Source organism: Roseovarius sp. THAF27, assembly GCF_009363655.1.
GTDB lineage: Bacteria > Pseudomonadota > Alphaproteobacteria > Rhodobacterales > Rhodobacteraceae > Roseovarius.
In genome coordinates, this window is the sequence record NZ_CP045393.1 from 3,797,719 (window position 1) to 3,821,634 (window position 23,916).

General features: G+C 65.5%; 21 protein-coding genes and 1 tRNA gene. 9 read left to right on the plus strand and 13 right to left on the minus strand.

What is annotated here, in order from left to right; genetic code table 11:
- Positions 1 to 413: 413 nt before the first annotated feature.
- Positions 414 to 1,052, minus strand: coding sequence for a protein-methionine-sulfoxide reductase heme-binding subunit MsrQ (gene msrQ / locus FIU89_RS18830; RefSeq protein ID WP_152494010.1), 639 nt, complete (start codon positions 1,050 to 1,052; stop codon positions 414 to 416).
- Between the two features lie 53 nt (positions 1,053 to 1,105).
- Between msrQ and FIU89_RS18835 the strand changes: the two genes are divergently transcribed.
- Positions 1,106 to 1,504 (plus strand): DUF2306 domain-containing protein, encoded by a 399-nt coding sequence (locus FIU89_RS18835; RefSeq protein WP_152494011.1) that lies wholly within the window; start codon positions 1,106 to 1,108, stop codon positions 1,502 to 1,504.
- A 5-nt stretch (positions 1,505 to 1,509) separates the two neighbouring features.
- Here FIU89_RS18835 and msrP read toward each other — a convergent pair whose 3' ends face one another.
- Together msrP and FIU89_RS18845 are read right to left on the minus strand one after the other, a co-directional pair.
- Positions 1,510 to 2,415: a protein-methionine-sulfoxide reductase catalytic subunit MsrP gene (gene msrP / locus FIU89_RS18840; RefSeq protein ID WP_152494012.1), complete on the minus strand. Its 906-nt coding sequence runs from the start codon at positions 2,413 to 2,415 to the stop codon at positions 1,510 to 1,512.
- Positions 2,416 to 2,898: 483 nt separating this feature from the next.
- The gene (locus FIU89_RS18845; protein WP_152494013.1) at positions 2,899 to 4,392 is read right to left on the minus strand and encodes an FMN-binding glutamate synthase family protein; all 1,494 of its coding nucleotides are present in this window, start codon (positions 4,390 to 4,392) and stop codon (positions 2,899 to 2,901) included.
- 283 nt (positions 4,393 to 4,675) lie between these two features.
- On the opposite strand from FIU89_RS18845, the gene FIU89_RS18850 reads away from it, so the two are divergent.
- Entirely contained in the window at positions 4,676 to 5,158 is a 483-nt protein-coding gene (locus FIU89_RS18850) for a fasciclin domain-containing protein (protein ID WP_152494014.1), read from the plus strand.
- Between the two features lie 213 nt (positions 5,159 to 5,371).
- Here FIU89_RS18850 and FIU89_RS18855 read toward each other — a convergent pair whose 3' ends face one another.
- The 3 genes from FIU89_RS18855 to clpB all read right to left on the minus strand — a co-directional run bounded on the left by FIU89_RS18855 (position 5,372) and on the right by clpB (position 11,479).
- On the minus strand, positions 5,372 to 6,319 hold the full coding sequence (locus FIU89_RS18855; RefSeq protein WP_152494015.1) for a hypothetical protein: 948 nt from the start codon (positions 6,317 to 6,319) through the stop codon (positions 5,372 to 5,374).
- A complete protein-coding gene (locus FIU89_RS18860; protein ID WP_152494016.1) occupies positions 6,316 to 8,457 on the minus strand; it encodes a glycosyltransferase family 2 protein in 2,142 nt (713 codons plus the stop codon). Before FIU89_RS18860 ends, FIU89_RS18855 begins: the two co-directional genes overlap by 4 nt.
- A gap of 403 nt (positions 8,458 to 8,860) precedes the next feature.
- Positions 8,861 to 11,479 carry an ATP-dependent chaperone ClpB gene (gene clpB, locus FIU89_RS18865; protein WP_152494017.1) on the minus strand — a complete coding sequence of 873 codons (2,619 nt, stop codon included), beginning with the start codon at positions 11,477 to 11,479 and terminating at the stop codon, positions 8,861 to 8,863.
- Positions 11,480 to 11,784: 305 nt separating this feature from the next.
- Here clpB and FIU89_RS18870 point away from each other — a divergent pair, with 305 nt between their 5' ends.
- From FIU89_RS18870 to pyrF, 3 genes are all read left to right on the plus strand, one after another.
- The gene (locus FIU89_RS18870) at positions 11,785 to 12,036 is read left to right on the plus strand and encodes a hypothetical protein (protein WP_152494018.1); all 252 of its coding nucleotides are present in this window, start codon (positions 11,785 to 11,787) and stop codon (positions 12,034 to 12,036) included.
- Positions 12,037 to 12,256: 220 nt separating this feature from the next.
- On the plus strand, positions 12,257 to 12,421 hold the full coding sequence (locus FIU89_RS22375) for a hypothetical protein (protein ID WP_172978166.1): 165 nt from the start codon (positions 12,257 to 12,259) through the stop codon (positions 12,419 to 12,421).
- A gap of 54 nt (positions 12,422 to 12,475) precedes the next feature.
- Positions 12,476 to 13,198 carry an orotidine-5'-phosphate decarboxylase gene (gene pyrF, locus FIU89_RS18880; RefSeq protein WP_152494020.1) on the plus strand — a complete coding sequence of 241 codons (723 nt, stop codon included), beginning with the start codon at positions 12,476 to 12,478 and terminating at the stop codon, positions 13,196 to 13,198.
- A 47-nt stretch (positions 13,199 to 13,245) separates the two neighbouring features.
- Here pyrF and FIU89_RS18885 read toward each other — a convergent pair whose 3' ends face one another.
- Positions 13,246 to 13,650 (minus strand): NUDIX hydrolase, encoded by a 405-nt coding sequence (locus FIU89_RS18885; protein WP_152494021.1) that lies wholly within the window; start codon positions 13,648 to 13,650, stop codon positions 13,246 to 13,248.
- Between the two features lie 68 nt (positions 13,651 to 13,718).
- On the opposite strand from FIU89_RS18885, the gene FIU89_RS18890 reads away from it, so the two are divergent.
- Together FIU89_RS18890 and FIU89_RS18895 are read left to right on the plus strand one after the other, a co-directional pair.
- On the plus strand, positions 13,719 to 14,972 hold the full coding sequence (locus tag FIU89_RS18890) for a DNA polymerase IV (RefSeq protein WP_152494022.1): 1,254 nt from the start codon (positions 13,719 to 13,721) through the stop codon (positions 14,970 to 14,972).
- A 119-nt stretch (positions 14,973 to 15,091) separates the two neighbouring features.
- Positions 15,092 to 15,997, plus strand: coding sequence for a hypothetical protein (locus FIU89_RS18895; RefSeq protein ID WP_152494023.1), 906 nt, complete (start codon positions 15,092 to 15,094; stop codon positions 15,995 to 15,997).
- Between the two features lie 139 nt (positions 15,998 to 16,136).
- Here FIU89_RS18895 and FIU89_RS18900 read toward each other — a convergent pair whose 3' ends face one another.
- Positions 16,137 to 17,000: an N-formylglutamate amidohydrolase gene (locus FIU89_RS18900; protein WP_152494024.1), complete on the minus strand. Its 864-nt coding sequence runs from the start codon at positions 16,998 to 17,000 to the stop codon at positions 16,137 to 16,139.
- 257 nt (positions 17,001 to 17,257) lie between these two features.
- Here FIU89_RS18900 and FIU89_RS18905 point away from each other — a divergent pair.
- Positions 17,258 to 17,332, plus strand: a tRNA-Val gene (locus FIU89_RS18905).
- A gap of 69 nt (positions 17,333 to 17,401) precedes the next feature.
- The gene (ykgO, locus tag FIU89_RS18910) at positions 17,402 to 17,527 is read left to right on the plus strand and encodes a type B 50S ribosomal protein L36 (RefSeq protein ID WP_025058716.1); all 126 of its coding nucleotides are present in this window, start codon (positions 17,402 to 17,404) and stop codon (positions 17,525 to 17,527) included.
- Positions 17,528 to 17,857: 330 nt separating this feature from the next.
- Here the strand turns inward: ykgO and FIU89_RS18915 are convergent, their stop codons facing one another.
- The 5 genes from FIU89_RS18915 to creD form a co-directional block, all read right to left on the minus strand.
- Positions 17,858 to 18,229: a GFA family protein gene (locus tag FIU89_RS18915; RefSeq protein ID WP_152494025.1), complete on the minus strand. Its 372-nt coding sequence runs from the start codon at positions 18,227 to 18,229 to the stop codon at positions 17,858 to 17,860.
- Between the two features lie 4 nt (positions 18,230 to 18,233).
- Positions 18,234 to 19,076 (minus strand): DUF1989 domain-containing protein, encoded by an 843-nt coding sequence (locus FIU89_RS18920; RefSeq protein WP_152494026.1) that lies wholly within the window; start codon positions 19,074 to 19,076, stop codon positions 18,234 to 18,236.
- A gap of 278 nt (positions 19,077 to 19,354) precedes the next feature.
- Positions 19,355 to 20,533, minus strand: a complete 1,179-nt coding sequence (locus FIU89_RS18930) for a type III PLP-dependent enzyme (RefSeq protein WP_152494028.1) — start codon at positions 20,531 to 20,533, stop codon at positions 19,355 to 19,357.
- A gap of 215 nt (positions 20,534 to 20,748) precedes the next feature.
- Positions 20,749 to 22,392, minus strand: coding sequence for an FAD-binding dehydrogenase (locus FIU89_RS18935; protein WP_152494029.1), 1,644 nt, complete (start codon positions 22,390 to 22,392; stop codon positions 20,749 to 20,751).
- 65 nt (positions 22,393 to 22,457) lie between these two features.
- Positions 22,458 to 23,882 carry a cell envelope integrity protein CreD gene (gene creD / locus FIU89_RS18940; RefSeq protein ID WP_152494030.1) on the minus strand — a complete coding sequence of 475 codons (1,425 nt, stop codon included), beginning with the start codon at positions 23,880 to 23,882 and terminating at the stop codon, positions 22,458 to 22,460.
- Positions 23,883 to 23,916: the final 34 nt, after the last annotated feature.

Below are 23,916 nucleotides of genomic sequence, written 5' to 3' on the forward strand. Positions count from 1 at the left end.
CGTCGTTCCGTCTGGCGTTCCGTTGTGCGCCTCAGCGCCGCCGGTGAGGGGGTATTTACGGATTGGGGCCGAACCTCGCAACCCCTTTTTTCGGGAAACGTCATGTTTTTTTCAAAAAACTCATTTATCGTTTAAAAACAGGTGTTTGCAGATACGATTTTTTGGCCTCCGGTGTTTTGATCCCATGCCATAAGCGGCTTTACGCAGGGGCAATCACGCCAAAATCGGGTTTTCCACAGCCATTTCGCCGGAATCTGGCGAGTCACGGACGGGAATCTGCCCCGAGTCACCCCCGACTCGTCGCCGAGTCACCCCTGACTCGCCCCGGAATCATCCTCCGACTCGTGGCATTTAGAAAAATGAATCGCCCGAGTCGGCGAAAAAGCCGGAATCGGCGTGCTCATTCCGCGGAATCAGGCAGCAGTCTGCACCCGACTCGCCGCTTTTTTCCGCTTCACCAGGAATCGCCACGCAATCAGCCCCGCAATGACGCCCAGGAACACCAGCGGGCGGACCTGCCAGCCCTTCACCAGCATCACGTAATGCACGCCGCCCAGAATCGCCGCCGGATAGACCAGCCTGTGCAGCCGACCCCAGGCCGCCGCCCCCATCTTGCGGATCGACAGGTTGTTCGAGGTCATCGCCAGCGGGATCAACAGACCGAACGCCGCCATGCCGACAGTTATGTAAGGCCGCTTCACGATATCGGCCCAGACTTCGCCGATCCGCTGCACGTCCAGAACTGCCCAGACCAGCAGGTGACAGACCACGAAGAAGAAGCAGGCCAGCCCCAGCGCCCGGCGGAACTTCAACAGGTTCACCCCCGCAATCTTGCGCAGCGGCGTCACCGCCAGCCCCGCCACCAGCAGGTACAGCGCCATCTGACCCATCTCGTGCTCCAGCACCTTCACGGGGTCCGCGCCCAGCCGGTTCTGTACGCCCAGCCACAGCATCCACGCGGCATAGCCCAAGCTCGCCACGTAAATGGGCCATGCCGGCACCCGGCGCAGCATCTGGTTCAGGGTCTCCCGCGCTGTCGTCACCACGCTCATGTTGAAACAGTCCGGTTTTGAGCAGAATCACACACCATGATAAGAAGAGTGCGATGACGCTCGATCCTTTGCTCAGCGCCAGCCCGATGATCGTGGCCCACACGCTGGCCGCCCTGGCCGCCCTCGCACTTGGCGCTCTCCAATTGATCCTTCCCAAGGGCACGGGTCTTCATCGCGGCCTTGGCTTGGTCTGGATGATCCTGATGCTGGTCGTCGCCGCATCCAGCTTCTGGATCCACACCATGCAAGTAATCGGCCCCTTCAGCCCGATCCATATCCTGTCGGTCATCGTCCTGATCTCTGCGCCGCTCGGTCTTTACTATGCCCAGACCGGACAGGTCACCGCCCACCGTCGCACCATGCAACAGCTTTTCGCCATCGCGCTGATCGGCGCGGGCCTCTTCACCCTCTGGCCGGGTCGCATCATGCACCAGGTCGTGTTCGGGCCCTGACCGCATCAGAAGTTCGCCTTCAGGTCCATCCCGTCATAGAGGCTCGCCACCTCGTCGGCATACCCGTTGAACATCAAAGTGTCCTGCCGGCGGGCGAACAGTCCGGTCCCGATGACCCGCTCGCTCGCCTGGCTCCATCGCGGGTGGTCCACCTCGGGGTTCACGTTGCTATAGAACCCGTATTCCCGCGCGTTCGCCTTGTTCCAGCTGGTCGGCGGCTCAGTCTCGGTCAGCGTGATGCGCACGATCGACTTGATCGACTTGAACCCATACTTCCACGGCACCACCAGACGCAGCGGCGCACCGTTCTGGTTGGGGATCTCTTTTCCGTAAATCCCCGTCGCCATGATCGTCAGCGGATGCGTCGCCTCGTCCAGCCGCAGCCCCTCGACATAGGGCCAGTCCAGCACCGGGTATTTCACTCCCGGCATCTCGTCGGGGCGCAGCGCGGTCTCGAAGGCCACGTATTTCGCGCCCGACTGCACGCCTGCCATTTCCAAGAGATCGGCCAGCTCGAACCCGTTCCACGGCACCACCATCGACCAGGCCTCGACACAGCGGAAACGATAGATCCGCTCCTCCACCGTCATCTTCGCCATGATGTCCTCGAAGGCATAGTCGCCGGGGCGATCCACCAGCCCGTCGATCTTCACCGTCCAGGGTTGGGTCGTCAGCATATGGGCATTTTCTACGGGGTCGCCCTTGGCGGTGCCGAACTCGTAGTAGTTGTTGTAGGTGGTGACATCCTCGTAGGATGTGGGCTCCAGATCCTGCGCCCGCGCCGGCATCCCGCCGACCCCGGCCAGCCCAACCCCGGCAGCGGCCCCCGCCATCAACTGCCGCCGATTGAGGAACGCGGCCTCGTCGGTCACATCCTTGTCGCGCAGCGTGTTCTTCCAACGATGGGCCATGCGGGTTCTCCTCTTCTCGCGGGCATGTCTGTCAGTCGTGACATAAGGAAAGCGCATTCGCGCGGCAAAACAAGCCGTGTCACGAAGACGTGGAAGCGCGGTAACAATGGCGGCGGCATTCTTTATCGCGCGCGCGCACGCGCGCGAAGCACCGCGGTCGGCCGTCCCGGACTTGATCCGGGACCTCCCAACGCAAGGCTCCAAGATGCGTACAGATAACAAAGCCGCGCGATTGCCAGACCGCGGGTTGGCGACCCGACTGTCCTTCGGGGCACTTAATGGCAGCCAAATCCGCAAAACTACTGATCGGTGTGCCCACGTCACCCAATCGCCAGCCCGTCCGGGCGGTCTGGCGATCGCGCGGCGGCCTTCGGCCTTGACTCCGCGCGGCACCATCACCCACCGCCTTCCCGGACTTGATCCGGGACCTCCCACGGTCAGAGATCCCCGGGTCAAGCCCGAGGATGACTGTCCGCTCCACCTCTAGGGATACTGCGCCGCGTCCACGCTGGGCCGGATCTTTGTCAAAGGAATCGACGTGCCGTCCGCCTGCACGATCCGCACATGCCGCCGCCGCATCAGCCTTGGCTCGGCCACACCCACGGAATGGGCGATGGTCTCGACCTCCTTGATGACCTGCCGCGCGTAATTGGCCACCTTCATGTACTTGTCCTCGACCACCAGCCCCTTCTGCAAATGCTTGTCATGGGTGGTGATCCCCGTGGGACAGGTGTTGCGGTTGCACTTCAGCGCCTGGATGCAGCCAAGCGAGAACATGAACCCCCGCGCCGAGGTTACGAAATCCGCGCCCGCGCAGATCGCCCAGGCCACGTCGCCGGGATTGACCAGCTTGCCCGCCGCGATGATCCGGATCCGGCTTTTCAGCCCGTGCCGGTCGCGCAGGTCCACCATCCGGGTCAGCGCCTCGCGAATGGGCATCCCCACCAGGTCCATCAGCGGCATCGGCGCCGCCCCCGTGCCCCCCTCGCCGCCGTCGATGGTGATGAAATCCGGCGCGCTTTCAGGCCCGCGCTCGACGATCAGCTCGAACATCTCGTCCCAGGCTTCGCTCGACCCCACCACGGTCTTGAACCCGACGGGCTTGCCCGTGACCTCGCGGATATGGCCGATGAAATCCAAGAGCTCGCCGTAATTGTTCACCTCGCGGTGCCGGTTCGGCGAAATGCTGTCCTGCCCCACGTGGATACCCCGGATCTCGGCAATCTCCGGCCCGACCTTGGCACCGGGCAGGATGCCGCCCTTGCCGGGCTTCGCCCCCTGCGCCAGCTTCAGCTCGAACATCCTGACCTGCTCGGTCTCGCCCATCCTTCGCAGCTTGTCGTCGTCCAGCGCGCCATCCGGCGTCCGCACCCCGTATTTCGCTGTCCCGATCTGGTAGACCACGTCGCACCCGCCCGACAGGTGATAAGGGCTCAGGCCCCCCTCCCCGGTGTTCAGCCAGATCCCGGCCTCCGCCGCGCCCCGGCTCAGCGCCTCGACCGCGGGGCGCGAAATGGCGCCGTAACTCATGCCCGAGACGTTGAAGATCGACCGCGCCATGTAGGGCGTCCGGCAATAGGGCCCGATCTGCATCGGCTCGGTGGCCGCGAACTGGTCATCCAGCGGCGGAAAGGCCGCCGGCACGAAGATCGGCGTGCCCGCCACGTTCAGGTTCCGGGTCGACCCGAAGGCGACGGTATTGCCCTTGCCCTTCGAGGCATGCCCCACCCAGTCCCGCTGGGCGCGGTTGAACGGCATCTCCTCGCGGTCCATGGCAAAGAAGTACTGGCGGAAGAACTCGCCCAGCGTGGTGAACAGCCCCCGGAACCGCCCGATCACCGGATAGTTGCGCCGGATCGCGTCGCCGGTCTGTGTCTTGTCGATGACGAAAAAGATCAGCGCCAGCGCGATGACGATCCCGATCGCCAACACCAGGATCAAGGCCAGAAAGCCAAGGATTTCGAAGACCAGCTCCATCACCGCCCCCTTTCGGATTTGCGTGGCCCCGTTATGCCACAGACCTGAAGCGCCTCAAGCCTTAAACCCGTCCCGACGCGGCCGGATGCTCACGCCGGTTCACGAATTTTTCAGTGGCTTTCGCAGGGCGCGCCGGCTTAGGCGGCGAACCCTTTCCGTCAAGCCGCACCGGCGGAAATCCCCGCTGAACCGGACGCGCCCGGGCCACGTAGCAGGAACACGATGCGCAAGACGCACATCGCTCATCACTCGTACCAAACACACTCTCATAGGGAGAAATGACATGCTTCGCAGAACTTATCTTGCCCTGACCGCCGCCACCCTCCTGGGGGGCGCCACCACCGCCTTCGCCGAAAGCGGCAAGGACATCGTCGATACCGCCACCGAAGCGGGCGACTTTTCCACCCTGCTGGCCGCGGCCGAGGCCGCCGGACTTGTCGAGACGCTGAAAGGCGACGGCCCCTTTACCGTCTTCGCCCCGACAGACGAGGCCTTTGCCGCGCTGCCCGAAGGCACGGTCGACACGCTGCTGCTGCCGGAAAACAAGGACCAGCTGACCAGCATCCTCACCTACCACGTGGTGCCCGGAAAGGTCATGTCCGGTGATCTCAGCGACGGCATGACCGCCGAAACCGTGCAGGGCACCGAGGTGACCATCGGCACCGAGGGCGGCGTGACCGTCAACGACGCCAACGTCGTCACCGCCGACATCGAGGCCTCGAACGGCGTCATCCACGTGATCGACGGCGTGATCATGCCCGAATAACCGACGTCTTCCTCCGGACGTTCAAAGGGCGGCCTTCGGGCCGCCCTTGCTTTCTTCGGATCGCGGCACCCTGCAAACGCGTGCCCTCGATCATCCGCGCCGGGGCCAGCCTGTTCGGCCCGGTCGCCCTCAGGTTCCGCAGGGGTGATGTCGGCAAAGACCCAGGCTCTTGCTTTCGGCAAACCGCCAGCCACATCCCGCCCGGCTGCCTTGCTAGTGGCTTGCGATCTGCTCAAGCTCCAGCAGGGTGATGTCGGGATTGGCGCGGATATCGGCGATATCCTGGTCGTACATCCGTGTCAGGTGCGCCCGCTCGTTCGCGGTCCAGGGATCGTAGCTGCCATGGTCCTTGCCGCGCGGATACCGCTCCTGCAAGGCGACCCGCTGTTCCAGCGCCTTGTCCGCGCCATCCTTGTGAATCAGCTGCAACAGTTCCGCCACCGCGCGCCCGCTGGCCGTGGGGCGTTTGTTCTTGTCCTTGGGTTCCTTCATCGCGCCGGTGTCGATCCCCGGCCCGCAAAGGTTGGACAGAACCTGCCGGTCGATCTGCCGGAAATCCTCGTAACGCCAGACCGTGACCTTGGCGCCGGGAAACAGCGTCACCACCGATTTCAGGATATTGTGCCAGTTCGGCATGTTCTCCAGCACCTGCCGCCGCATCGTGCGCTCGTCCACGAACCACTGCCCGGTCACGGACCGCAGATATTCCACGTAAGCCGACGCAAAGAAGTCGGCATAGTTGCGCAGCCCCAGATGCACCTCGTCCACGCCGTCGGGAAACTGCCCGGCGAACACTTCCAGCAGCTTGCGCCGCCAGCGATAGAGCACCCCGCGCTTGACGCAATGTCCGCAATGCCCGGCCATGTTCTCGTCCGACAGGATGATCCGCTTCGGATTGCCCTTCGATATGTCCTTCAAAAACGCCCGGCTCATCTCCGCCAGTTCGGCGTCGGAAATCTTCGGGTCCCAATCCATGCCGATCTTGTTGTAGACGTTGCACTGCACCGGCACGGTCAACTGCTTGCGGGTGTCGCGGTGGTGCACGTAATGCACGCCCGTCCGTTCCAGCATCTTGGAATTGCGCGCCAGCATCGACTGGATGTGGCTGGTGGCGGTCTTGTGAAATCCGCCGTGCAGCACGATCTGCGGGCGCCGGCTCATTCCGCGGCCAGGTCCTGCAACAGCTGGTCGCGGTTCACCGGCGCCTCGCCGGGACGGTTGATCATCTGCAACAGGTCATGCAGCGCCGCCCACTCGTCGCTCGATTTCAGCGCCGCGATCTTGGCCCGGTGCCAGGCACAGGCCTCGGCATGCAGTCGGCGGATCTCGCCGTCCTGCATCAGCCGGTCGAACTCGACCCGCGTGGCCTCGGCCATCGGCACAAGGCTCGTGTCCTCGACCATGTTCAGGTTCATGTCGGCCCAGTAGGCCACGCCCTGGTCGCGGTCGATATGGTTGGTGCGGCCCCGGTCGCGCTTGACCAGGAAACTGTCGACCGACCGCACCGCGTAGTGGTGCAGCCGCGCGTGATCGTGGCTGAACCCGCCATAGGCCGACCAGCCCATGTCGAAATACTTCTCGGGCATCGGCTTGCCGCCCGCGTCGGTCCAGACAAAGCCCTCGGGCCGCCCGTCGAACTTGGGCCGGTGCACGCCGAACTTCTTGATGGCCTCGGACGGACGGAACAGCGTCTTCAGCCCCAGCCCGCGGTATTTCTCGCGGAACTCCTCCGGCGCGGACCAGGTGAAATGCTCGTGGATGAACCTGTCCTCATAGCGCACCTGTTCGCCGCAACCGAACAGCTTCCAGCACAGCGAGATGGCATCCGCCTCGCCCACCGCCTCGAAGAGGTCCGGCAGGCGTCCCGCGCCCGCGCGAATGTTCAGGAACTCGTCGCAATCGGCGCAGATGGCCCAGTCGGCCTGCCGGTAAAGGTCATGCGAGAACGCCCGGCGCAGCGCCACACGCTGCGGGCTCGCGCCCTTCTTGAATCGGTTGTCCACATGCGCGGCGACGCCCAGCTCCTCCAGCCGCATGGCGATGCGGTCGGTGCCGTCGTCGCAATCATTGGTGTAGATCAGGAAATCGGTGAAGCCGATGGCCTTGTTGAAGGCCACCCATTCCAGCATGAACGGCCCTTCGTTCTTCATCGTGGTCACGATCAGGCACCGATCGTTGCGGCGCGCGCCCATGGCTCGCGACGGGCCGTCGGGCGCGGGCGTCCCGGCCCTGGCCGGGGCCTTGTCCTTCGGCGCGGCCTTGGCCGGGGGCGTCGCCGCAGCGGCCTTGGTCCTCGGCGCCGGCGCATCCTCGGTCACGTCCTCGGGGCCGTCCATCTCCGGCCCGTCGAACCCGTCATCGTCATCCGGGCCGAAATCCCCGTCCGCATCCGCGTCCTTCTGCGCCGCGCGCTCCTCCTCGCGCAGCTTGCGCCGCAGCCGCTTGCGAAACGCCAGGCCGAACGCATTCGCCATCTCGTCCCGCCCACGGTCGTTGAAATAGGTCGTGACCTGGTTCTTGTACCACCGCAGGTCGCGCCGCGCCCGGTAGAGACGGTAGAATTCCGCGTCGTCGATCTCGCCGAAGATCGCCGCATGCATCACCGGCTTCAGCGCGCCGATCTTGCGCATGAAGACAGCCGTCTTGTGATCCGAATGGCGGCAGTGAAAGACGTGGATGTTGTCGCCCGAGAACCGTCCCACATGTTGCTTGTCCAGCGCGTGATAGGGGTCGTAGAAAATGCTCACCCGGCCCAGGCCCGCGGTCAGCGCCGCCGCATCCGACAAGGGCAGCGTCCAGTCCTGCCGCCGCCCGCCCTCATAGCGCGTCTCCCACGGCACCAGCCCGGTATCCAGCGTGCTTTGCGGGTTCACCGACACCACATGCGCCCCCGGCACCAGCGAGCCAAAGGCGATGGCGGCATAGCCGCCCATCGACACGCCGGCGAATATCACCCGGTCGTAGCCCTCGAAGAACCCCTCGTCGCGCAGCTTCTCGAACCGCGCGATCAACTCGCCGTCGCGGTACCAGTCCGCCACATGCGCCATGACACCCAGGTGCGAGATGTTCACATCCTGCGCGAACTTGAACGCCCAGGGCTCGCGCTCCGCCGAGCTGTCGTTGACGTTGGACAGGTTGTCGAATGTCACCAACAGGCGGTTCACCGGGCGCCGCACGAACATCAGCGAATGCCGCAGGTGCCGCTCCATGAATCCCTCGCCATCGCCGCCGGGGCGAAGCTCGTCGAACCAGCGGGGCACCGCTGGCGTGTCGTCTGCTGAACTGTCCTGCTCGGCCATGGCCCGATCTTGTGTCTGGTGTGGTTGCCGCACGGTAAATCCGCACCGCCCCGCGTTCGGCGCCACTATACGCCCGCGCCCCGAATCCGCGCAACACCCGTCTCGATTTGTCGACACGACGGCCATTTCCGCAACACGCCCCCCAATCCGCCCCCGTCTTCCTCTGGCCGGAAATATCCCGGGGGTCTGGGGGCTGGCCCCCAGTCCAACCTGCGCTTGGGGGCTGGCCCCCAATCCAACCCGCGCTTGGGGGCTGGCCCGTCGCACGCACCAGCCCCACCCGTTCCGGACCCGATCCGGGACCTCGTAGGGTGGGTTTCCAACCCACCTTTGCAAGGCGCCCAAAAAAACGAAAACCCCCGCCGGATCTCTCCGGCGGGGGCAAACCTGTCATTTACCGCGCTCAATGCACCACGGCGTCGTCCGGCCGCTCGCGGTTGGTCGACCCGACGCGCTCGCCGATGATCAACCCCTCGGAGCCCGCGGTCACCGGCACACTCGATCCGTCCAGGATATCCCCGGCCAGCAAGCCTTCGGCCAGCGGGTCCTGCAACGCCTTCTGGATCACCCGCTTCAGCGGACGCGCGCCATAGACCGGATCATAGCCTTCATCCGCCAGCCACTTGCGGGCCGCGTCGTCCAGCTCCAGCGTGATCTTCCGCGCGGCCAGCCGCTTCAGCAGACGGGCCATCTGGATATCCACGATCCCGTCCATCTGGTCGCGGTTCAGCCGGTCGAAGACCACGATCTCGTCCAGCCGGTTCAGGAACTCGGGCCGGAAATGCGACCGGACCGCATCCATCACGTCGCGCTTGGCCGCCGCCGCATCGGACCCTTCCGGCAACTGGCTCAGCGCCTGGGACCCCAGGTTCGACGTCAGGATGATCAGCGTCTGCTTGAAATCCACCGTCCGGCCCTGCCCGTCGGTCAGCACACCGTCGTCCAGCACCTGCAACAGCACGTTGAAGACCTCCGGATGCGCCTTCTCGACCTCGTCGAACAGCACCACCTGATAGGGCCGCCGCCGCACCGCCTCGGTCAGCACGCCGCCCTCGTCATACCCGACATAGCCCGGAGGCGCGCCGATCAGGCGGGCGACCGAGTGCTTCTCCATGAACTCGCTCATGTCGATCCGCACCATCGCGCTGTCGTCGTCGAACAGGAACTCGGCCACGGCCTTGGTCAGCTCGGTCTTGCCCACACCGGTCGGCCCCAGGAACAGGAAGCTGCCCAAGGGACGGTTCTCGTCGTTCAGCCCGGCGCGCGCCCGGCGCACGGCATTGGCCACCGCCTTGACGGCGGCATCCTGGCCGATCACCCGGCGGTGCAGGTTGTCTTCCATGCCAAGCAGCTTCTCGCGCTCGCCTTCCAGCATCTTGGCCGTCGGGATACCCGTCCAGCGTTCGACCACCTGGGCGATCTGCTCGGGCCGCACGGCCTCCTCGACCATCACGCCGTCTTCCTCGGCCTTCTCGGCCTCGGCCAGCTGCTTTTCCAGCTGCGGGATCACGCCATAGCTCAGCTCCCCGGCCTTGGCCAGGTTGCCCTCGCGCTTGGCATGGTCCAGCTCGATCCGCGCGCGGTCCAGCTGTTCCTTCAGGTCGCGGGCGCTGGCCAGCTTGTCACGCTCGGCCTGCCATTGCGCCGTCATCTGGCTGGATCTTTCCTGCATGTCGGCCAGCTCTTTTTCCAGCTTCTCCAGCCGGTCCTTGCTGGCGGCGTCGCACTCTTTCTTGAGGGCCTCCGCCTCGATCTGCTTTTGCAGGATCTCGCGGTCCAGCGCGTCCAGTTCCTCGGGCTTGCTGTCCACTTCCATGCGCAGCCGGCTCGCGGCCTCGTCCACGAGGTCGATCGCCTTGTCCGGCAGGAAACGGTCGGTGATGTAGCGATGGCTCAGCGTCGCCGCCGACACCAGCGCAGAGTCCGAGATCCGCACCCCGTGGTGCAACTCGTACTTCTCCTTGATGCCGCGCAGGATGCTGATCGTGTCCTCGACCGTCGGCTCCTCGACCACAAGCGGCTGGAACCGCCGCGCCAGTGCCGCGTCCTTTTCCACGTGCTTGCGATACTCGTCCAGCGTCGTCGCACCCACACAGTGCAACTCGCCCCGCGCCAGTGCCGGCTTGATTAGGTTGGCCGCGTCCATCGCGCCATCCGCCTTGCCTGCGCCGACCAGCGTGTGCATCTCGTCGATGAAGAGGATGATCTCGCCCGCCGCATCGGTGACCTCGTTCAGCACGGCCTTCAGCCGCTCCTCGAACTCGCCACGGTATTTCGCCCCGGCAATCAACGCGCCCATGTCCAGCGCCAGCAGCTTCTTGTTCTGCAAACTTTCCGGCACGTCCCCATTCACGATCCGCAGGGCCAGCCCCTCGGCAATCGCCGTCTTGCCCACGCCCGGCTCCCCGATCAGAACCGGGTTGTTCTTGGTCCGGCGGCTCAGCACCTGCATCGCGCGGCGAATCTCGTCGTCGCGCCCGATGATGGGGTCGATCTTGCCGTCGGCGGCCCGCTTGGTCAGGTCGGTGGCGTATTTCTCCAGCGCTTCATAGCTGTCCTCGGCCGAAGCACTGTCAGCCGTCCGCCCCTTGCGGATGTCGTTGATCGCCTCGTTCAGGGCCTGCGCGCTCACGCCCCCCTGCTCCAGCGCGTCCTTGGCGGGGCTCTTCACCATCGCCAGCGCGGTCAACAGGCGCTCGACCGGCACGAAGCTGTCGCCGGCCTTCTTGGCCAGCTTCCCGGCCTCGTCCAAGAGCTTCACGGTCTGGCCGTCCATGTAGATCTGGCCCGAATCGCCGCTGACCTTCGGGATTTTGCCAAGGCTCAGGTCCAGCGCCTGCACCACGCGCGCCGGCTCGCCGCCCGCCCGCTTGATCAGGTTGCTGGCCATCCCCTCGGGGTCGTCCATCAGTGCTTTCAGAACATGCTCGGGCGCCAGTTTCTGGTGGCTTTCCCGGATCGCGATCGTCTGTGCGGCCTGAATGAAACCGCGCGACCGCTCGGTGAACTTCGACAAGTCCATCCCGTCTCTCCTTTTTAACAAGCGTTATCCCGGTGGCGCACCCAGCATTAGGCGTACGGCTTCGGGAACCTCAGACCTTTAGATGGGTAACAGGCGCGTGAGCGTCAAGGCGGCCCCGTAAATTGTTCGTATCGCGAAAGCTGCAACCAGATGTTGTGGCAAGAGCCGATTGAAGACACGACATAGGCGACAACCCGCTCAACAGAATTTGTGAACCTTGCAACTTTTTCGACCGACCAAACGTTAATGAGACAGTTATCCACAGGCTAAGTCACTTAGGTAACTCGTAAAACAGGAGCAGACCAATGCAGATCGAGAAGCTTGAATTCGACGCAATCCGCTACAACCCCGAACTTGAAGCGTTCGAGGCGGCCGTTCGTATCCACGAGTCCGGTCACATCTTCCGCTACCCCGTCCACCTCAAGGCCCCGCTCAACGCCGAATACGCGCTGATCGCCCGCGGCCTGAGGCAGAAGGCCAGCCTGCGCCACACGCAGAAGGCCCATGACCTGCGCTCGTCCCTGCCCGAAGCCGCGCAAGGTGCCGCCGCCGCCTGATAAACAGGCGTAAAGTTGCGAGGGGGCGTCCGTTAACCAATTTCCCCTCGCAAACCGTGGCCGGATGAGGCATCCTCGCTGCAGTTGCATAGTGAGGTGTGTTATGAAGATCGAGCGGATTTCCTTGGAGAATATCGCTGTTTCGCCACATTCAGGTGCCCATGTCGCGACGGTTTTGCTGCAGGGCAACAAAGGCTCCCTCAGCTTGCGCGCCTCCGCGATGCCGCCCACGGTTCTCGGCGACCTGACCGAGGCCGCGATCGTGACCCGCGCCCTGGTCCAGGATGCCCTGCGCCAGGTGCGGCGGATGCCCGAGTTTCGCAACGCCCCGCAGGCCGTCATCGTCGCCGAAAACGCCTGGCCGCGCTCTGCCGAACAGGCTTGACGCCGCCGCCCCGGCCCGCAACAAGGGCGCGACCCGACGCGAAAGGTTGCGCCCATGCCCGAACCCGTCCAGCTCAGATCCGACCTGCCCGCCGATGATCGCCTGATCATCGCCATCGACCTGCCGAACGCGCTCGAAGGTCTGCACCTGGCCGAAACGCTCGGCGACGCGGTATCGTTCTACAAGATCGGCCTCGGGATGCTGACCGGCGGCGGCCTCGCGCTGGCCAACGAGCTCAAGCAGGATCACGGCAAGCGCATCTTTCTCGACATGAAGCTCTTCGATATCGGCGCCACGGTGGAAAACGCCGTGCGCGGGCTGGCGCAGTTCGACCTCGACTTCCTTACCGTGCATGGCGACCCCCACGTGGTCCGCGCCGCCCGCGAAGGTGCTGCAGGCAAACCGATGAAGATCCTCGCCGTCACCGTTCTGACCTCCCTCGACCGCGCCGATCTCGACGCGTCGCTGATCGCGCCGGGCGACATCCCCGACATCGTCGCCACCCGCGCGGCCCGCGCGCTCGAGGCCGGGGCGGACGGTGTCATCGCCTCCCCGCAGGAGGCCGCGATGATCCGCGCCCTGCCCGAGGCCGCCGGCAAGCTGATCGTCACCCCCGGCGTGCGCCCCGCCGGTGCGGCACTGGGCGACCAGAAACGTGTCGCCACCCCGGCACAGGCCCTGTCGGACGGCGCCGATCACATCGTGGTGGGCCGCCCGGTCTGGGCCGCCGACGACCCTCGCGCCGCCACCCAGGCCATCCTGAACGACATCGCCTGACGTAGGGTGGGTGGAAACCCACCGTCGCGCCACCCAAGCCGCCCCCGCTATCCCGCCAGGTACGCCGCCACCCGCTGGGCGAAATGCGGCACGGCCTTGTCGTGCGCCACGTAATCCTCGGGCCGCATCAGGCACCAGCCCAGCCCCTCGTCGCCGAACGCCACCTCGTCGGCCAGCGCCGCCTCGCAATGCGCCACGAAGAACCACATCGGCGTGGGCCCCGCGTAGAACCGCCGCCAGCGCAGCACGCCGGGCTCCAGCACCAGCCCCAGTTCCTCGCGCGTTTCGCGCAGCACGCAGGTCTCGGCACTTTCCGCGCCGTCGCGCCCGCCGCCGGGCAGGTCCAGGAAACCCGGCCACGGGATGTCGGGCGCATGGTCGCGCTCGATTACCGCCAGCCGCTTGCCCAGAAACAGCGCCAGCTTGGTGCCCTCGAACCTCTGTTCGCTCATACCGTCTTTTCCCTCACGCGCCGCGGCCTTACAATAACCACATCGCAACCCCGGACGCAGCCCCGCCCATGCCCGCCTTCTGCCGCGACTGCCTGACCCGGTTTGACACCGGCGCGCGCTGCCCCGCCTGCCGCAGCCCGCGCGTGCTGTCGCATCCGGAACTCTTCGAGCTCAGCATCGCGCACATGGATTGCGACGCGTTCTACGCCTCGGTCGAGAAACGCGACAACCCCGAACTGGCGCACAAGCCCGTCATCATCGGCGGCGGCCGGCGCGGCGTGGTCTCCACCGCCTGCTATGTCGCCCGCATCCGCGGCGTGCGCTCGGCCATGCCGATGTTCCAGGCGCTGAAACTCTGCCCCGACGCCGTCATCATCAAGCCCAGGATGGAGCTTTACGCCCAGGTCTCGCGCCAGATCCGCGCCATGATGCAGGACCTGACGCCGGATATCGAACCCTTGTCGCTGGACGAGGCGTTTCTCGACCTGACCGGCACCGCCCGCCTGCATGGTGCGCCCCCCGCCGTGATGCTGGCCCGCCTGACCAAGCGGATGAAGGACGAGCTTGGTCTTACCGGCTCCATCGGCCTTTCCCACAACAAGTTCCTCGCCAAGATCGCCTCGGACCTCGACAAGCCGCGCGGGTTTTCCATCATCGGCCGCGCCGAGACCGCCGATTTCCTGCGCGACAAACCCGTCAGCCTGATCTGGGGCGTGGGCCAGGCGGCGCGCGCCTCGCTGGATGCGGCGGGCATCCGCACCTTCGCCGACCTCCTGCGCTGGGAGAAGACCGATCTCGTCGCCCGCTTCGGCTCCATGGGCGACCGGCTCTGGAACCTCGCCCGTGGGCAGGATCACCGCCGCGTCTCGGCCCACAGCCCGATGAAGTCGATCTCGAACGAAACCACCTTCCGCGAGGACACCGCCAGCGCCGACATCCTCGATGGCCATCTCTGGCGCATGGCCGAAAAGGTCGCCGACCGCGCCAAGGCCAAGCATCTTGCGGGCCGCGTGGTGACGCTGAAGCTCAAGCGCTCCGACCATTCACTGCTCACCCGCCGCGTCTCGCTGCGCGACCCGGCGCAACTGGCCGACACGCTCTACCGCACCGCCCGGGCGCTTTTCGACCAGGTCGATCACACCAAGCCCTACCGCCTGCTGGGCGTGGGCCTGTCGGACCTCGTGCCCGAAACCGCCGCCGAGGCGTCGGGCGACCTGCTCGACCCGCAGGCCCGCCAGCGCGGCCGCGCCGAACGCGCCACGGACGAAATCCGCGCCCGCTTCGGCGCCGACGCCATCCTCAAGGGCCGCTCCCTGCGCTGAGCAGAGTTTCTCTATTTAAAGCAGAGTGTTACCGGCAACCCCCTGTGGCCGGAAAATCACATCGACGCCGCGCGTTGTCGCTCGTGCAACTTTCCGGCCCGTGCCACGTTGCTTCGGCCATGAAACGTACTTTGACCCGCTCCCTGCCCCGCCTTGCCGCGCTCGCGCTCTGCGCCACCGGCCTGCGCCCCGATGCCGCCGCTGCCGCCGATTGGGTGGATTTCTCCGGCGACATCTCGGTCGGCGCCAACAGCATCCAGGACAACGCCTTCATGTCCCGCGTCGACGCGATGCTGACCTTCACGCTCTTCGACGTCGCCGACAGCCCCGTGGCGTTCGAATTCGGCACCTTCGGCTATTACTACAAGGGCGACCGCCCGCACGAGACCTACGCCGCCTTCGTCTATGACGACCGTTTCCGGCTGGGCGTGGTGAAACCGGCCTATGACCGGGTGCTGATCTCGCCCTTCGATTTCACCGCAGCCTCCATCGCCGAGACCCGCGCCGAATACACCCGCGCCCGCGCCACGACCGAGGCGCTGCGCTTCAACTCCGTGCCCGTGGGCGTGTCCTATGGCGACACCACCGGCGACACGTCCTGGGCCGTCTCGCTGCTCGATGCCAGCGACGGCAATTTCCGCTCCGCCGCCGGCTCCGCCGAATGGCGGGCGCAGGCCATGACCTTCGCCGCCGCGATCGAGGGCGTCTGGGACCCCAAGGATCATTTCGACGGCATCAACGCCAAGATCGGCGCCCGCTGGCAGGAAGGGCGGCTCGACATCGGCGCGGCCTTCCTGCACCCCGACGCCAACCAGCGCCCCGACGCGGTGGCGTTCGACGTGAATTACAATGTCTGGCGCGACCTGACCCTCTCGGGATTCGGCGAGGTCACGCGCGACAGCACGACCTCCGCCTACGGGCTCGCCGCCCGTTACGATTTCGCGGATCGCTCGGACGTGAGTTTCGCCGTCACCGACACCACGACCGACGAAGAGGTGCATTTCACCTATACGAGACGTTACTGAAACGTTTCGCCGGGTCCGGCACCGTCCGGCGCGTCAACCCGGCCTCCCGCGAAAACCGCACCGTCGCCATACCACCCGGATACCGACGCGATACCGGCGGTCCGTTTTCCGCGTCCCAAGGCGTTGACCCTTGATTCGCCTACTCCGCCGCCAGCTGCTGCGGCTCGGGCCGCCCGACCTCGGCTATCTCGGCGATAACGCCCTCCAGCAGCGCCTTGAACGCCTTGAAATTGCCGTTGGGCCGGATCAGCCGCTCGTTCATGTAAAGCGCCCGGTCGATCTCGACCTGCACCGCGTGCCGGTTCTCCTGCGGGCGGCCGTAATGCTGCGTGATATAGGCCCCGGCAAAGGGCGCGTTGCGCGCCACCTTCAGCCCGGCGGCAGCAAACGCCGCCTCGATCCGGTCCACCACCTCGTCGCTCGCCGCCGCGCCAAAGCGGTCGCCCAGCACCACCTCGGGGCGCCGCGCGCCGCTGCGGGCGACGGCATCCATCGCCTCGTGCGGCATCGAGTGGCAATCGACCAGTATCGCCTGCCCGAACAGTCCAAGCGCCTGATCCAGCTGGGTTTTCAGCGCCGCATGGTAGGGCCGCCAATAGGCGTCGATGCGCCTTTGCGCCTCGTCCATCGTGATCTTGCCGGAATAGATTGCCTTGCCATTGGCCACCACGCGCGGGATCACCCCCAAGCCCGAGGCCACGCGCGGGTTGTGCCCCGTCCGCCGCGCCCCTTCGATCAGCGCCGGGTCCAGTTCCTCGGTCGAACGGTTGAGGTCCACGAACGCCCGCGGCGCGCCCGCCTTGATGAACGGCGCCCCGTTGCGCGGGGCGGCCTCGAATAAATCGTCGACAAAAGCATCCTCGGAGCTGCGCACGCTCAACTCATTCAGGTTCGTGCGCCGCACGAAAGACCACGGGTAATCCCGCCCGCTATGGGGCGACGCGAACACCACCGAGGTCGTGCGACGCTCGGGATGTGAAAGGGTAAACGCGGCTTTCGGCATTCTCTCTCCCAAAGCGTTTCGCCATTGACCCCAAGCCATCGGCAAAAGGCGAAACGCGCGCAACGCTTGGCTGTCGTGCTGCGTTTCGCGACACTATGCAAAGCAGGCTTACCGCGAAACGCCTTGTCAAAGTATCATAGTCTGAAAATCAGGTTCTAAAAGCCCTTGATCCCCTTCCCGACTCCTTTTATAGACACGCCTCACCGGCGCGGTTTCCCGCGCCCCTATTCGTTGGGGGCCATGCCATTCCGGTATCAGGGCGATTAGCTCAGCGGTAGAGCACTTCGTTGACATCGAAGGGGTCACAAGTTCGATCCTTGTATCGCCCACCATATTCACTGCCCGGCCGTGCCGGTGCACCCGCAACCCGGCGCCCCGCGCCACGACATTGGAGACGAGTGATGAAAGTCCGGAACTCGCTGCGTTCGCTCAAGAACCGCCATCGCGATTGCCGCGTCGTGCGCCGCAAAGGCCGCGTCTACGTGATCAACAAGACCCAGAAGCGTTTCAAGGCCCGCCAGGGCTGAGACCGCGATCCGGTTCTGCTGAACGAACCCCGCCTCGGCGGGGTTTTTTCGTTTGGCCGAGCCGACGTTTAGGGAGACGCGCGAACGCCAGACCGCGGGCAGGCGACCCCACGGTAGGGAGCCGCGCGATTGCCAGACCGCGGGCTGGCGATCCGACGGTCATTCAAGGCACTTTATCTCTGCCACAGCCGCAATACATCAGATAGGCGCACCGACGTCACTCAATCGCCAGCCCGGGGGGCGGTCTGGCGATCGCGCGGCGGCGCGCAAGCGCGCCTCGATTCCGCGCGGAGCGCACCGTTAACGCCTTGGTTATAAATTCAAACGAAACTACGTCTCATCCCGCTCGAACCGCGCCATGCCCGGCACCTCCGGCAACCACTTTTCCCGCCTCACGGTCCAAAGCTCATAGGTCGGCTTAAACACGTTTGGTTCATCCAGCGCCCCAAGGTGGACCTCCACCTCGCCGTCGCTGACGGAAAACACCGACCCGCCGCAGCGCGGGCAGAAATGCCGGCCTTCCCAGTCGCGCGTCTCGCCCCGAATCGTCACCGCCGCCGCCGGGAAGATCGCGGCGGCAAAGAAGACCGCGCCGTGATGCTTACGGCAGTCCAGGCAATGGCACAGTCCCACCCTATCGGGCTGACCTTCCGCCGTGATCCGCACGGCCCCGCACAGGCACCCGCCCTCGACCCGGTCCATTTCGCTACCTCCCGTGGGTCCGGTCATACCCGTTCACAGGCGGGCTGACCCAATCGCCCAACGCGCCCTCCGCCGGCGCGAAGACCTCCACCTTCAGCGGATAGCACGCCGCCGCATCGCTGGAATGCTGGGCCGAGCAATCCCCGCCCGGACAGGCGCTCAGCGCCCCCAGCAGGTCGATCTCGGCAAAGAACTCCAGGTAATCGCCCGGCCGCACCGGGCTGGCCTTCATGAAATACTGGCCCGTGTCCCGCGTGAACCCGGTGCACATGAACACGTTCAGCACGTCATGCACCAGCGGCTCCGCCTCCTCCAGCGACACCTCCAGTTCGTCGGCCACCGCCCGGATCAGGTTGGAATGACAGCAGTGGTGATACTGCGACCCAGCCAGCAGGTTGCCAGTATAGGGATCGCAGCGCGTGCCGATCACGTCATGCACCGACCCGCCAAATTCGTCGATCCCGTACCAGCCCAGCGTATCCTCGACGATCGTCGCCATGGGCCGCAAATAAGGAAAACTCGACCACATACGCTCGCCCGTCGTCAGGTGCGTGCCATGCAGCGCCCGCGACTTGCCGGAATAGAACCGCTCGCCAAGGTCATTCGCGTTCCACAGGTTCAAATCCCCAACCTGGGGCCCCTCCACGCTGGTGATGCGAAAGAATTGCCCCGCCGCCACGCGAAAGCAGGCGGCCTCGCGCGGCGGGGCGATCACCTCGCTCACTTTCTCCGCCCCCTCCCGCGCGGCGCGGTACAGGTCCAGATCCGGCACGGGCAGAGTGTCGTTGGGATAACAGACGACAGGCGCGACGGCCCGGCGCACATCGGCATCGGTGGGTTCCGGCATGGGGTCCTCAGGATTGCGGCGTGTTCCTCATGCAATCCAAAGGCGGTTTGCCATCCGATGTAAAGGCCCGCGCCCCGCAGAACGCACAGCGAAACGCCGTCTGCGACGGGGTCGATGCGCCACGATCCTCGCGCCAGCGGCAGTTGCGCATCGCTGGGCGCGCATAGATCGCCACCAGTATGAACGCAATGACAAGACCCACGACAATGAACATGTCGTGGGTCTTACACTGTCCCGCGGGGCAAGGCCAACCGGCCCGCCCCGGATCGGGGGGCAGTTCAGAGCACGACCACGTCCAGCGGCGGGAAGCCGTTGAAGCCGACGCTGGAATAGGACGAGGTGTAGGCACCGCAGCTGCGGATGAACACCCGGTCGCCCGATTTCAGGCCCAGGGGCAGGTCGATCATGCGTTTTTCATACAGCACATCCGCCGAATCACAGGACGGCCCGGCCAGGATGCAGGGGCCTGTGCGCTCGCCGTCACGGGCGGTCACGAACTGATAGCGGATCGCCTCGTCCATGGTTTCAGCGAGGCCCGAGAACATGCCGATATCCAGGTACACCCAGCGGTGCAGGTCGTCGGGCGACTTGCGCGACACCAGCACAACCTCGGCCGCGATCATGCCGGCCTCGGCCACCAGGCCACGGCCCGGCTCTGCCATCACGCGCGGCACGTCGCCGAACCGCTCGGCCACCATCTCGCGCACTTGGGCTGCATAGATCGCCGGCGCCGCGATGTCCTCGCCATAGAAGGCCGGAAAGCCGCCGCCGATGTTCAGCAGGTCCAGCGCGTGGCCGGCCTCATGTGCCGCACGCCACACGTCCGCGATCCGGTCAAGCACCGGCGCCCACATGGCGGTCTGGCGGGTCTGGCTGCCGACGTGGAACGACACGCCCACCGGGCGCAGGCCCAGCGCAGCGGCGTAATCCATCAGCGCCACGGCGTGATCCGGCGCACAGCCGAACTTGCGGGTCAGCGGCCAGTCGGCGCCCGACGCCTCGACGATCAGGCGGATATAAACCTCGGCGCCCGGCGCGTGCTCGGCGATCTTGTCCAGCTCTTCCTCTGCGTCGGCGGCAAAGAGCGTCACGCCCACGTTGTACGCGAACGCAATGTCGCCCGGTTTTTTCACGGTGTTGCCAAACGAGATGTCCTCGGGACGCGCGCCTTGCGACAGGCACAGTTCGATCTCGCCGCGGCTGGCGGCGTCGAAATGGCTGCCCTCGTTGACCAGCGCCTCGATCACCTGCGGCTCGGGGTTGGCTTTGACGGCATAGTGGATATGCGCGTCGCCCAGCCCCTGCACCAGCGCGCGATAGTTCTGCAACACGACGTCGGTGTCGATCACCAGCGTCGGGCGGTCAAAGGTGGTGGTACGCAGAAAGCCCTCGATACGGGCGGCGCAAGCATGGCGGAAATCACCCGACAGGTCGGTGACGAAAGCGGTCATGGACATCTCCAAAAGGCACATTGCGGCAAGGGCCGCGAGGTTCAGTTCAGAGACGTTACCGTCGCTACGTAACCGCTTTGGTCATGGCCTTCGGGACAGAGGCGCGTGCGTTGGCGTCTTAGCGTGCACATGGGGCCAAACCCTGAGTCGCGCAAGAGTTTTTGCGAGCCGGCCGAATATTTTTTCCGCACGATTCGAACTGTGTTTTCACTACATCAGTTTCAGGCGCTTCGCCCCGCCGCACGCCCCGAGAAAATGCACCCGCCAAGGAAGGTCCCTTCCAGCGCGTTGTATCCGTGGTACCCTCCGCCGCCGAACCCCGCGACCTCTCCGGCGGCATAAAGCCCGTCCAGCACGCTACCGTCCGGGCGCAGCACTTTTGCTTCCAGATCGGTGTGCAGCCCGCCCAGCGATTTGCGCGTCAGGATGTTCAGCCGCACGGCAATCAGTGGGCCGTTGGCAGGATCCAGAATGGCGTGCGGCTTCGCGGTACGGATCAGCCTGTCGCCCCGATATGCCCGCGCCTGCCTGATGGCGATCACCTGCGCGTCCTTGGCAAACGGATTGGTCAGCTGCGCATCCCGCGCCGCCACCTGCGCGCGCAAATGCGCGGTGTCCAGAGGTGCGTTGGGCGTGATCCGGTTCATGCCTTCGACGAGCGTTTCAAAATCCTGTGCCACGACGAAATCCTCGCCGTGGTCCTTGAACGCCTCCACCGCGCCCGTCGCGCCCTTGCCCAGCCGCTCTTTCAAAACCTCACGCCACTTGCCCGAGGTCAGGTCCGGGTTCTGCTCGCTGCCGGACAGCGCGAACTCCTTCTCGATGATCTTCTGCGTCAGGATGAACCACGAATGCTCATGCCCTGTGCCGAGGATACGCTTCAGCGTGCTCAGCGTGTCGAACCCCGGCAGGCACGGCGCCTCCATCCGCACCCCCTTGGCGTCGAACCACATCGAGGACGGCCCGGGCAGGATGCGAATCCCGTGGTTGGGCCAGATCGGGTCCCAGTTCCTCAGCCCCTCGCAGTAATGCCACATCCGGTCCTCGTTGATCGCGCCCGCGCCTGCGGCCTTGGCCACGGCCTGCATCTGGCCATCGACGTAGTCGGGCACGCCCGCGACCATCATCGTGGGCGCGGGACCCAGCCGGTCCACGGGCCACAGTTTGCGCACCTTCTCATGATCCCCACCGATCCCGCCCGAGGCGACGATCACGCTCTCGGCCTGCACCTGAAACTGCCCCGTCACCTCGCGATTGGTGGACGCGCCACGCACCGCGTCATCCTCGGCCAGCACGTCGCCGCGCAGCCCCGTCACGCGCCCATCACTCACGTCCAGCCCCGTCACCCGGTGCCGAAACGCGAAGCGCAGCTTGCCCGCCTTCTCAGCCTCCTGCACCAGCCGCACGAACGGCGCGACAACGCCCGTCCCAGTGCCCCATGTCACATGAAAGCGTGGCACCGAATTGCCATGCCCGTCCGCCTTGCCCCCGCCCCTCTCGGCCCAGCCCACCACCGGAAACCAGCGCATCCCCAAGCCGTGCAGATACCCCCGCATCGGCCCGGCGGCGAAATCCAGATACGCCTCGGCCACGCGGCGGGGGTTCGCATCCTCGGGCCGGTCGAACCCGGCGCTGCCCATCCAGTCCTGCGCCGCCAGATCCCGGCTATCCCGAATACCCATGCGCCGCTGCTCCGGCGTGTCGATCATCATCAGCCCGCCCAGTGACCAGAACGCCTGCCCGCCCAGGGATTGCGGGCCTTCCTGGTCCAGCAGGACTACCTTACGCCCGCGCTTCACCGCCTCATACGCGGCCACGAGGCCGGCCAGCCCGCCGCCCACGATCGCGATATCGGTCTTCACCATGATCCCTCCCACATTTGCGGGGCAGCCTAACCCGGCCGCCCCGCCTCATGGAAGGAAACGTCGCGTCAGCTTGCGGGCTGCGGCGCTTCCGGCTGCGGCTCTGCCTTGCGGAACCACCCGCGGCGCGGCCCGGTGCGCGGCTCGCCGTACCAGTTCTCGTTCCGCGTGGCGAACATCGTACCCGCAATCGCCGCGAACAGAAGGATCGACCCGGCCAGCAGGGCGTAATCCGCGCTGCGCAGAATGAGGTAGAGTACACCGTACAGCACTGCCAGCATTGCGCACACCACCAGGGTTCGCCTACCGAGCTTCAGCGCCGTCGCGGCGAACGCCGTCACCAACCCGACCGTCGCCGCGCCCGACACCAGATAGGCCATGCCGAAGCCCACCTGCTCGGACAGCGCCAGCATCAGCAGGAAGAACGCCGATTGCGCCAACCCGATCAGGATATACTGCACCGGGTGCGTCGGCCGCTTGGTCTGCCCCTCGACCAGGAAGATCGTCAGGAATGTCAGACCGATGAACAGGATGCCATACCGCGCCGCGCGATAGGCCTTCTGGTAGAAATCATTCGGCTGATACAGCCCGACGCCAAAGCTCGACGTGCTCCGCGCGACCTCGTTCTGGTTCTCGCGGCTGACCTGCGGCAAGGGGCGCGCCAGATGCGGGATCACCCAATTGGCCTGAAACCCGTCCTCGCGCACCTCGTGGCTGTCAGGCAGGAACGCGCCCTGAAACTCGGGATGCGGCCAGTCCGAGGTCAGCGTCACGCGCGTCTCGCGCCCCACCGGCGTGAACGACAGCGCCTCGGCCCCGTTCAGCCCCATCTTCAGATCGAACGCCCCGATCTCTCGCGGGTCCCCCGTCGGCGCACGCAGCCCGCCAATATAGCGGTTCTCGCTCGCCACCGGCTCCATCTCCAGCGCGCGGCCATCGGCCATCAAACGCGTCTCACCCCGCAGCGCGCGGTTACTGCTCACGTAAATCCGCACCTCCGCCTCGTCCCACAGCAGAACCTCCTCTCCGCGCAACGCCGCCTCGGCCTCCTCGGCGTTGAAATCGAACGCGCCTTCCGCCTTGGCGGTATAGACCGGGACCGAGAAAATTCCCCGGCTGCGTTCCTGCGTGGTCTTGTACATCTCCAGGTCCAACGTGTCGGGATAGACATAAACCGGATCGCGCCGCAGCGTCCGCTCCACCTGTTTGAAGCGAAACACAGGCTGGTCGTCGCCATCCAGCTTCTGCTCGCCGGTCAGGGGGTCGATCACCTCCTCGCGCTCGCGCACCATCACCGTCTCCTCGACCGGGATGATCAGGACGGGGCCGGACAGCAACTGTTGCCCGCCCCACTCCTGACCGACCGAGGCGATGGTCTGGCGGTTGTAATCCGCACGGCTGTCGATGATCGCACCGACGAAAAACACGGGGATGGTCATCAGCAAGACCAGCAGGCCCACGATGATGAACCGCAATCCGGGGGAACGCAGCATTGGAATGTCCTCTCATTTCATATTCCGATGCCCC

Bases quoted from the DNA above. Each gene is read 5' to 3' on its own strand.
- msrQ (WP_152494010.1), bottom strand. From the start codon at position 1,052: ATGAGCGTGGTGACGACAGCGCGGGAGACCCTGAACCAGATGCTGCGC.
- FIU89_RS18835 (WP_152494011.1), top strand. From the start codon at position 1,106: ATGACGCTCGATCCTTTGCTCAGCGCCAGCCCGATGATCGTGGCCCAC.
- msrP (WP_152494012.1), bottom strand. From the start codon at position 2,415: ATGGCCCATCGTTGGAAGAACACGCTGCGCGACAAGGATGTGACCGAC.
- FIU89_RS18845 (WP_152494013.1), bottom strand. From the start codon at position 4,392: ATGGAGCTGGTCTTCGAAATCCTTGGCTTTCTGGCCTTGATCCTGGTG.
- FIU89_RS18850 (WP_152494014.1), top strand. From the start codon at position 4,676: ATGCTTCGCAGAACTTATCTTGCCCTGACCGCCGCCACCCTCCTGGGG.
- FIU89_RS18855 (WP_152494015.1), bottom strand. From the start codon at position 6,319: ATGAGCCGGCGCCCGCAGATCGTGCTGCACGGCGGATTTCACAAGACC.
- FIU89_RS18860 (WP_152494016.1), bottom strand. From the start codon at position 8,457: ATGGCCGAGCAGGACAGTTCAGCAGACGACACGCCAGCGGTGCCCCGC.
- clpB (WP_152494017.1), bottom strand. From the start codon at position 11,479: ATGGACTTGTCGAAGTTCACCGAGCGGTCGCGCGGTTTCATTCAGGCC.
- FIU89_RS18870 (WP_152494018.1), top strand. From the start codon at position 11,785: ATGCAGATCGAGAAGCTTGAATTCGACGCAATCCGCTACAACCCCGAA.
- FIU89_RS22375 (WP_172978166.1), top strand. From the start codon at position 12,257: ATGCCGCCCACGGTTCTCGGCGACCTGACCGAGGCCGCGATCGTGACC.
- pyrF (WP_152494020.1), top strand. From the start codon at position 12,476: ATGCCCGAACCCGTCCAGCTCAGATCCGACCTGCCCGCCGATGATCGC.
- FIU89_RS18885 (WP_152494021.1), bottom strand. From the start codon at position 13,650: ATGAGCGAACAGAGGTTCGAGGGCACCAAGCTGGCGCTGTTTCTGGGC.
- FIU89_RS18890 (WP_152494022.1), top strand. From the start codon at position 13,719: ATGCCCGCCTTCTGCCGCGACTGCCTGACCCGGTTTGACACCGGCGCG.
- FIU89_RS18895 (WP_152494023.1), top strand. From the start codon at position 15,092: ATGAAACGTACTTTGACCCGCTCCCTGCCCCGCCTTGCCGCGCTCGCG.
- FIU89_RS18900 (WP_152494024.1), bottom strand. From the start codon at position 17,000: ATGCCGAAAGCCGCGTTTACCCTTTCACATCCCGAGCGTCGCACGACC.
- ykgO (WP_025058716.1), top strand. From the start codon at position 17,402: ATGAAAGTCCGGAACTCGCTGCGTTCGCTCAAGAACCGCCATCGCGAT.
- FIU89_RS18915 (WP_152494025.1), bottom strand. From the start codon at position 18,229: ATGGACCGGGTCGAGGGCGGGTGCCTGTGCGGGGCCGTGCGGATCACG.
- FIU89_RS18920 (WP_152494026.1), bottom strand. From the start codon at position 19,076: ATGCCGGAACCCACCGATGCCGATGTGCGCCGGGCCGTCGCGCCTGTC.
- FIU89_RS18930 (WP_152494028.1), bottom strand. From the start codon at position 20,533: ATGTCCATGACCGCTTTCGTCACCGACCTGTCGGGTGATTTCCGCCAT.
- FIU89_RS18935 (WP_152494029.1), bottom strand. From the start codon at position 22,392: ATGGTGAAGACCGATATCGCGATCGTGGGCGGCGGGCTGGCCGGCCTC.
- creD (WP_152494030.1), bottom strand. From the start codon at position 23,882: ATGCTGCGTTCCCCCGGATTGCGGTTCATCATCGTGGGCCTGCTGGTC.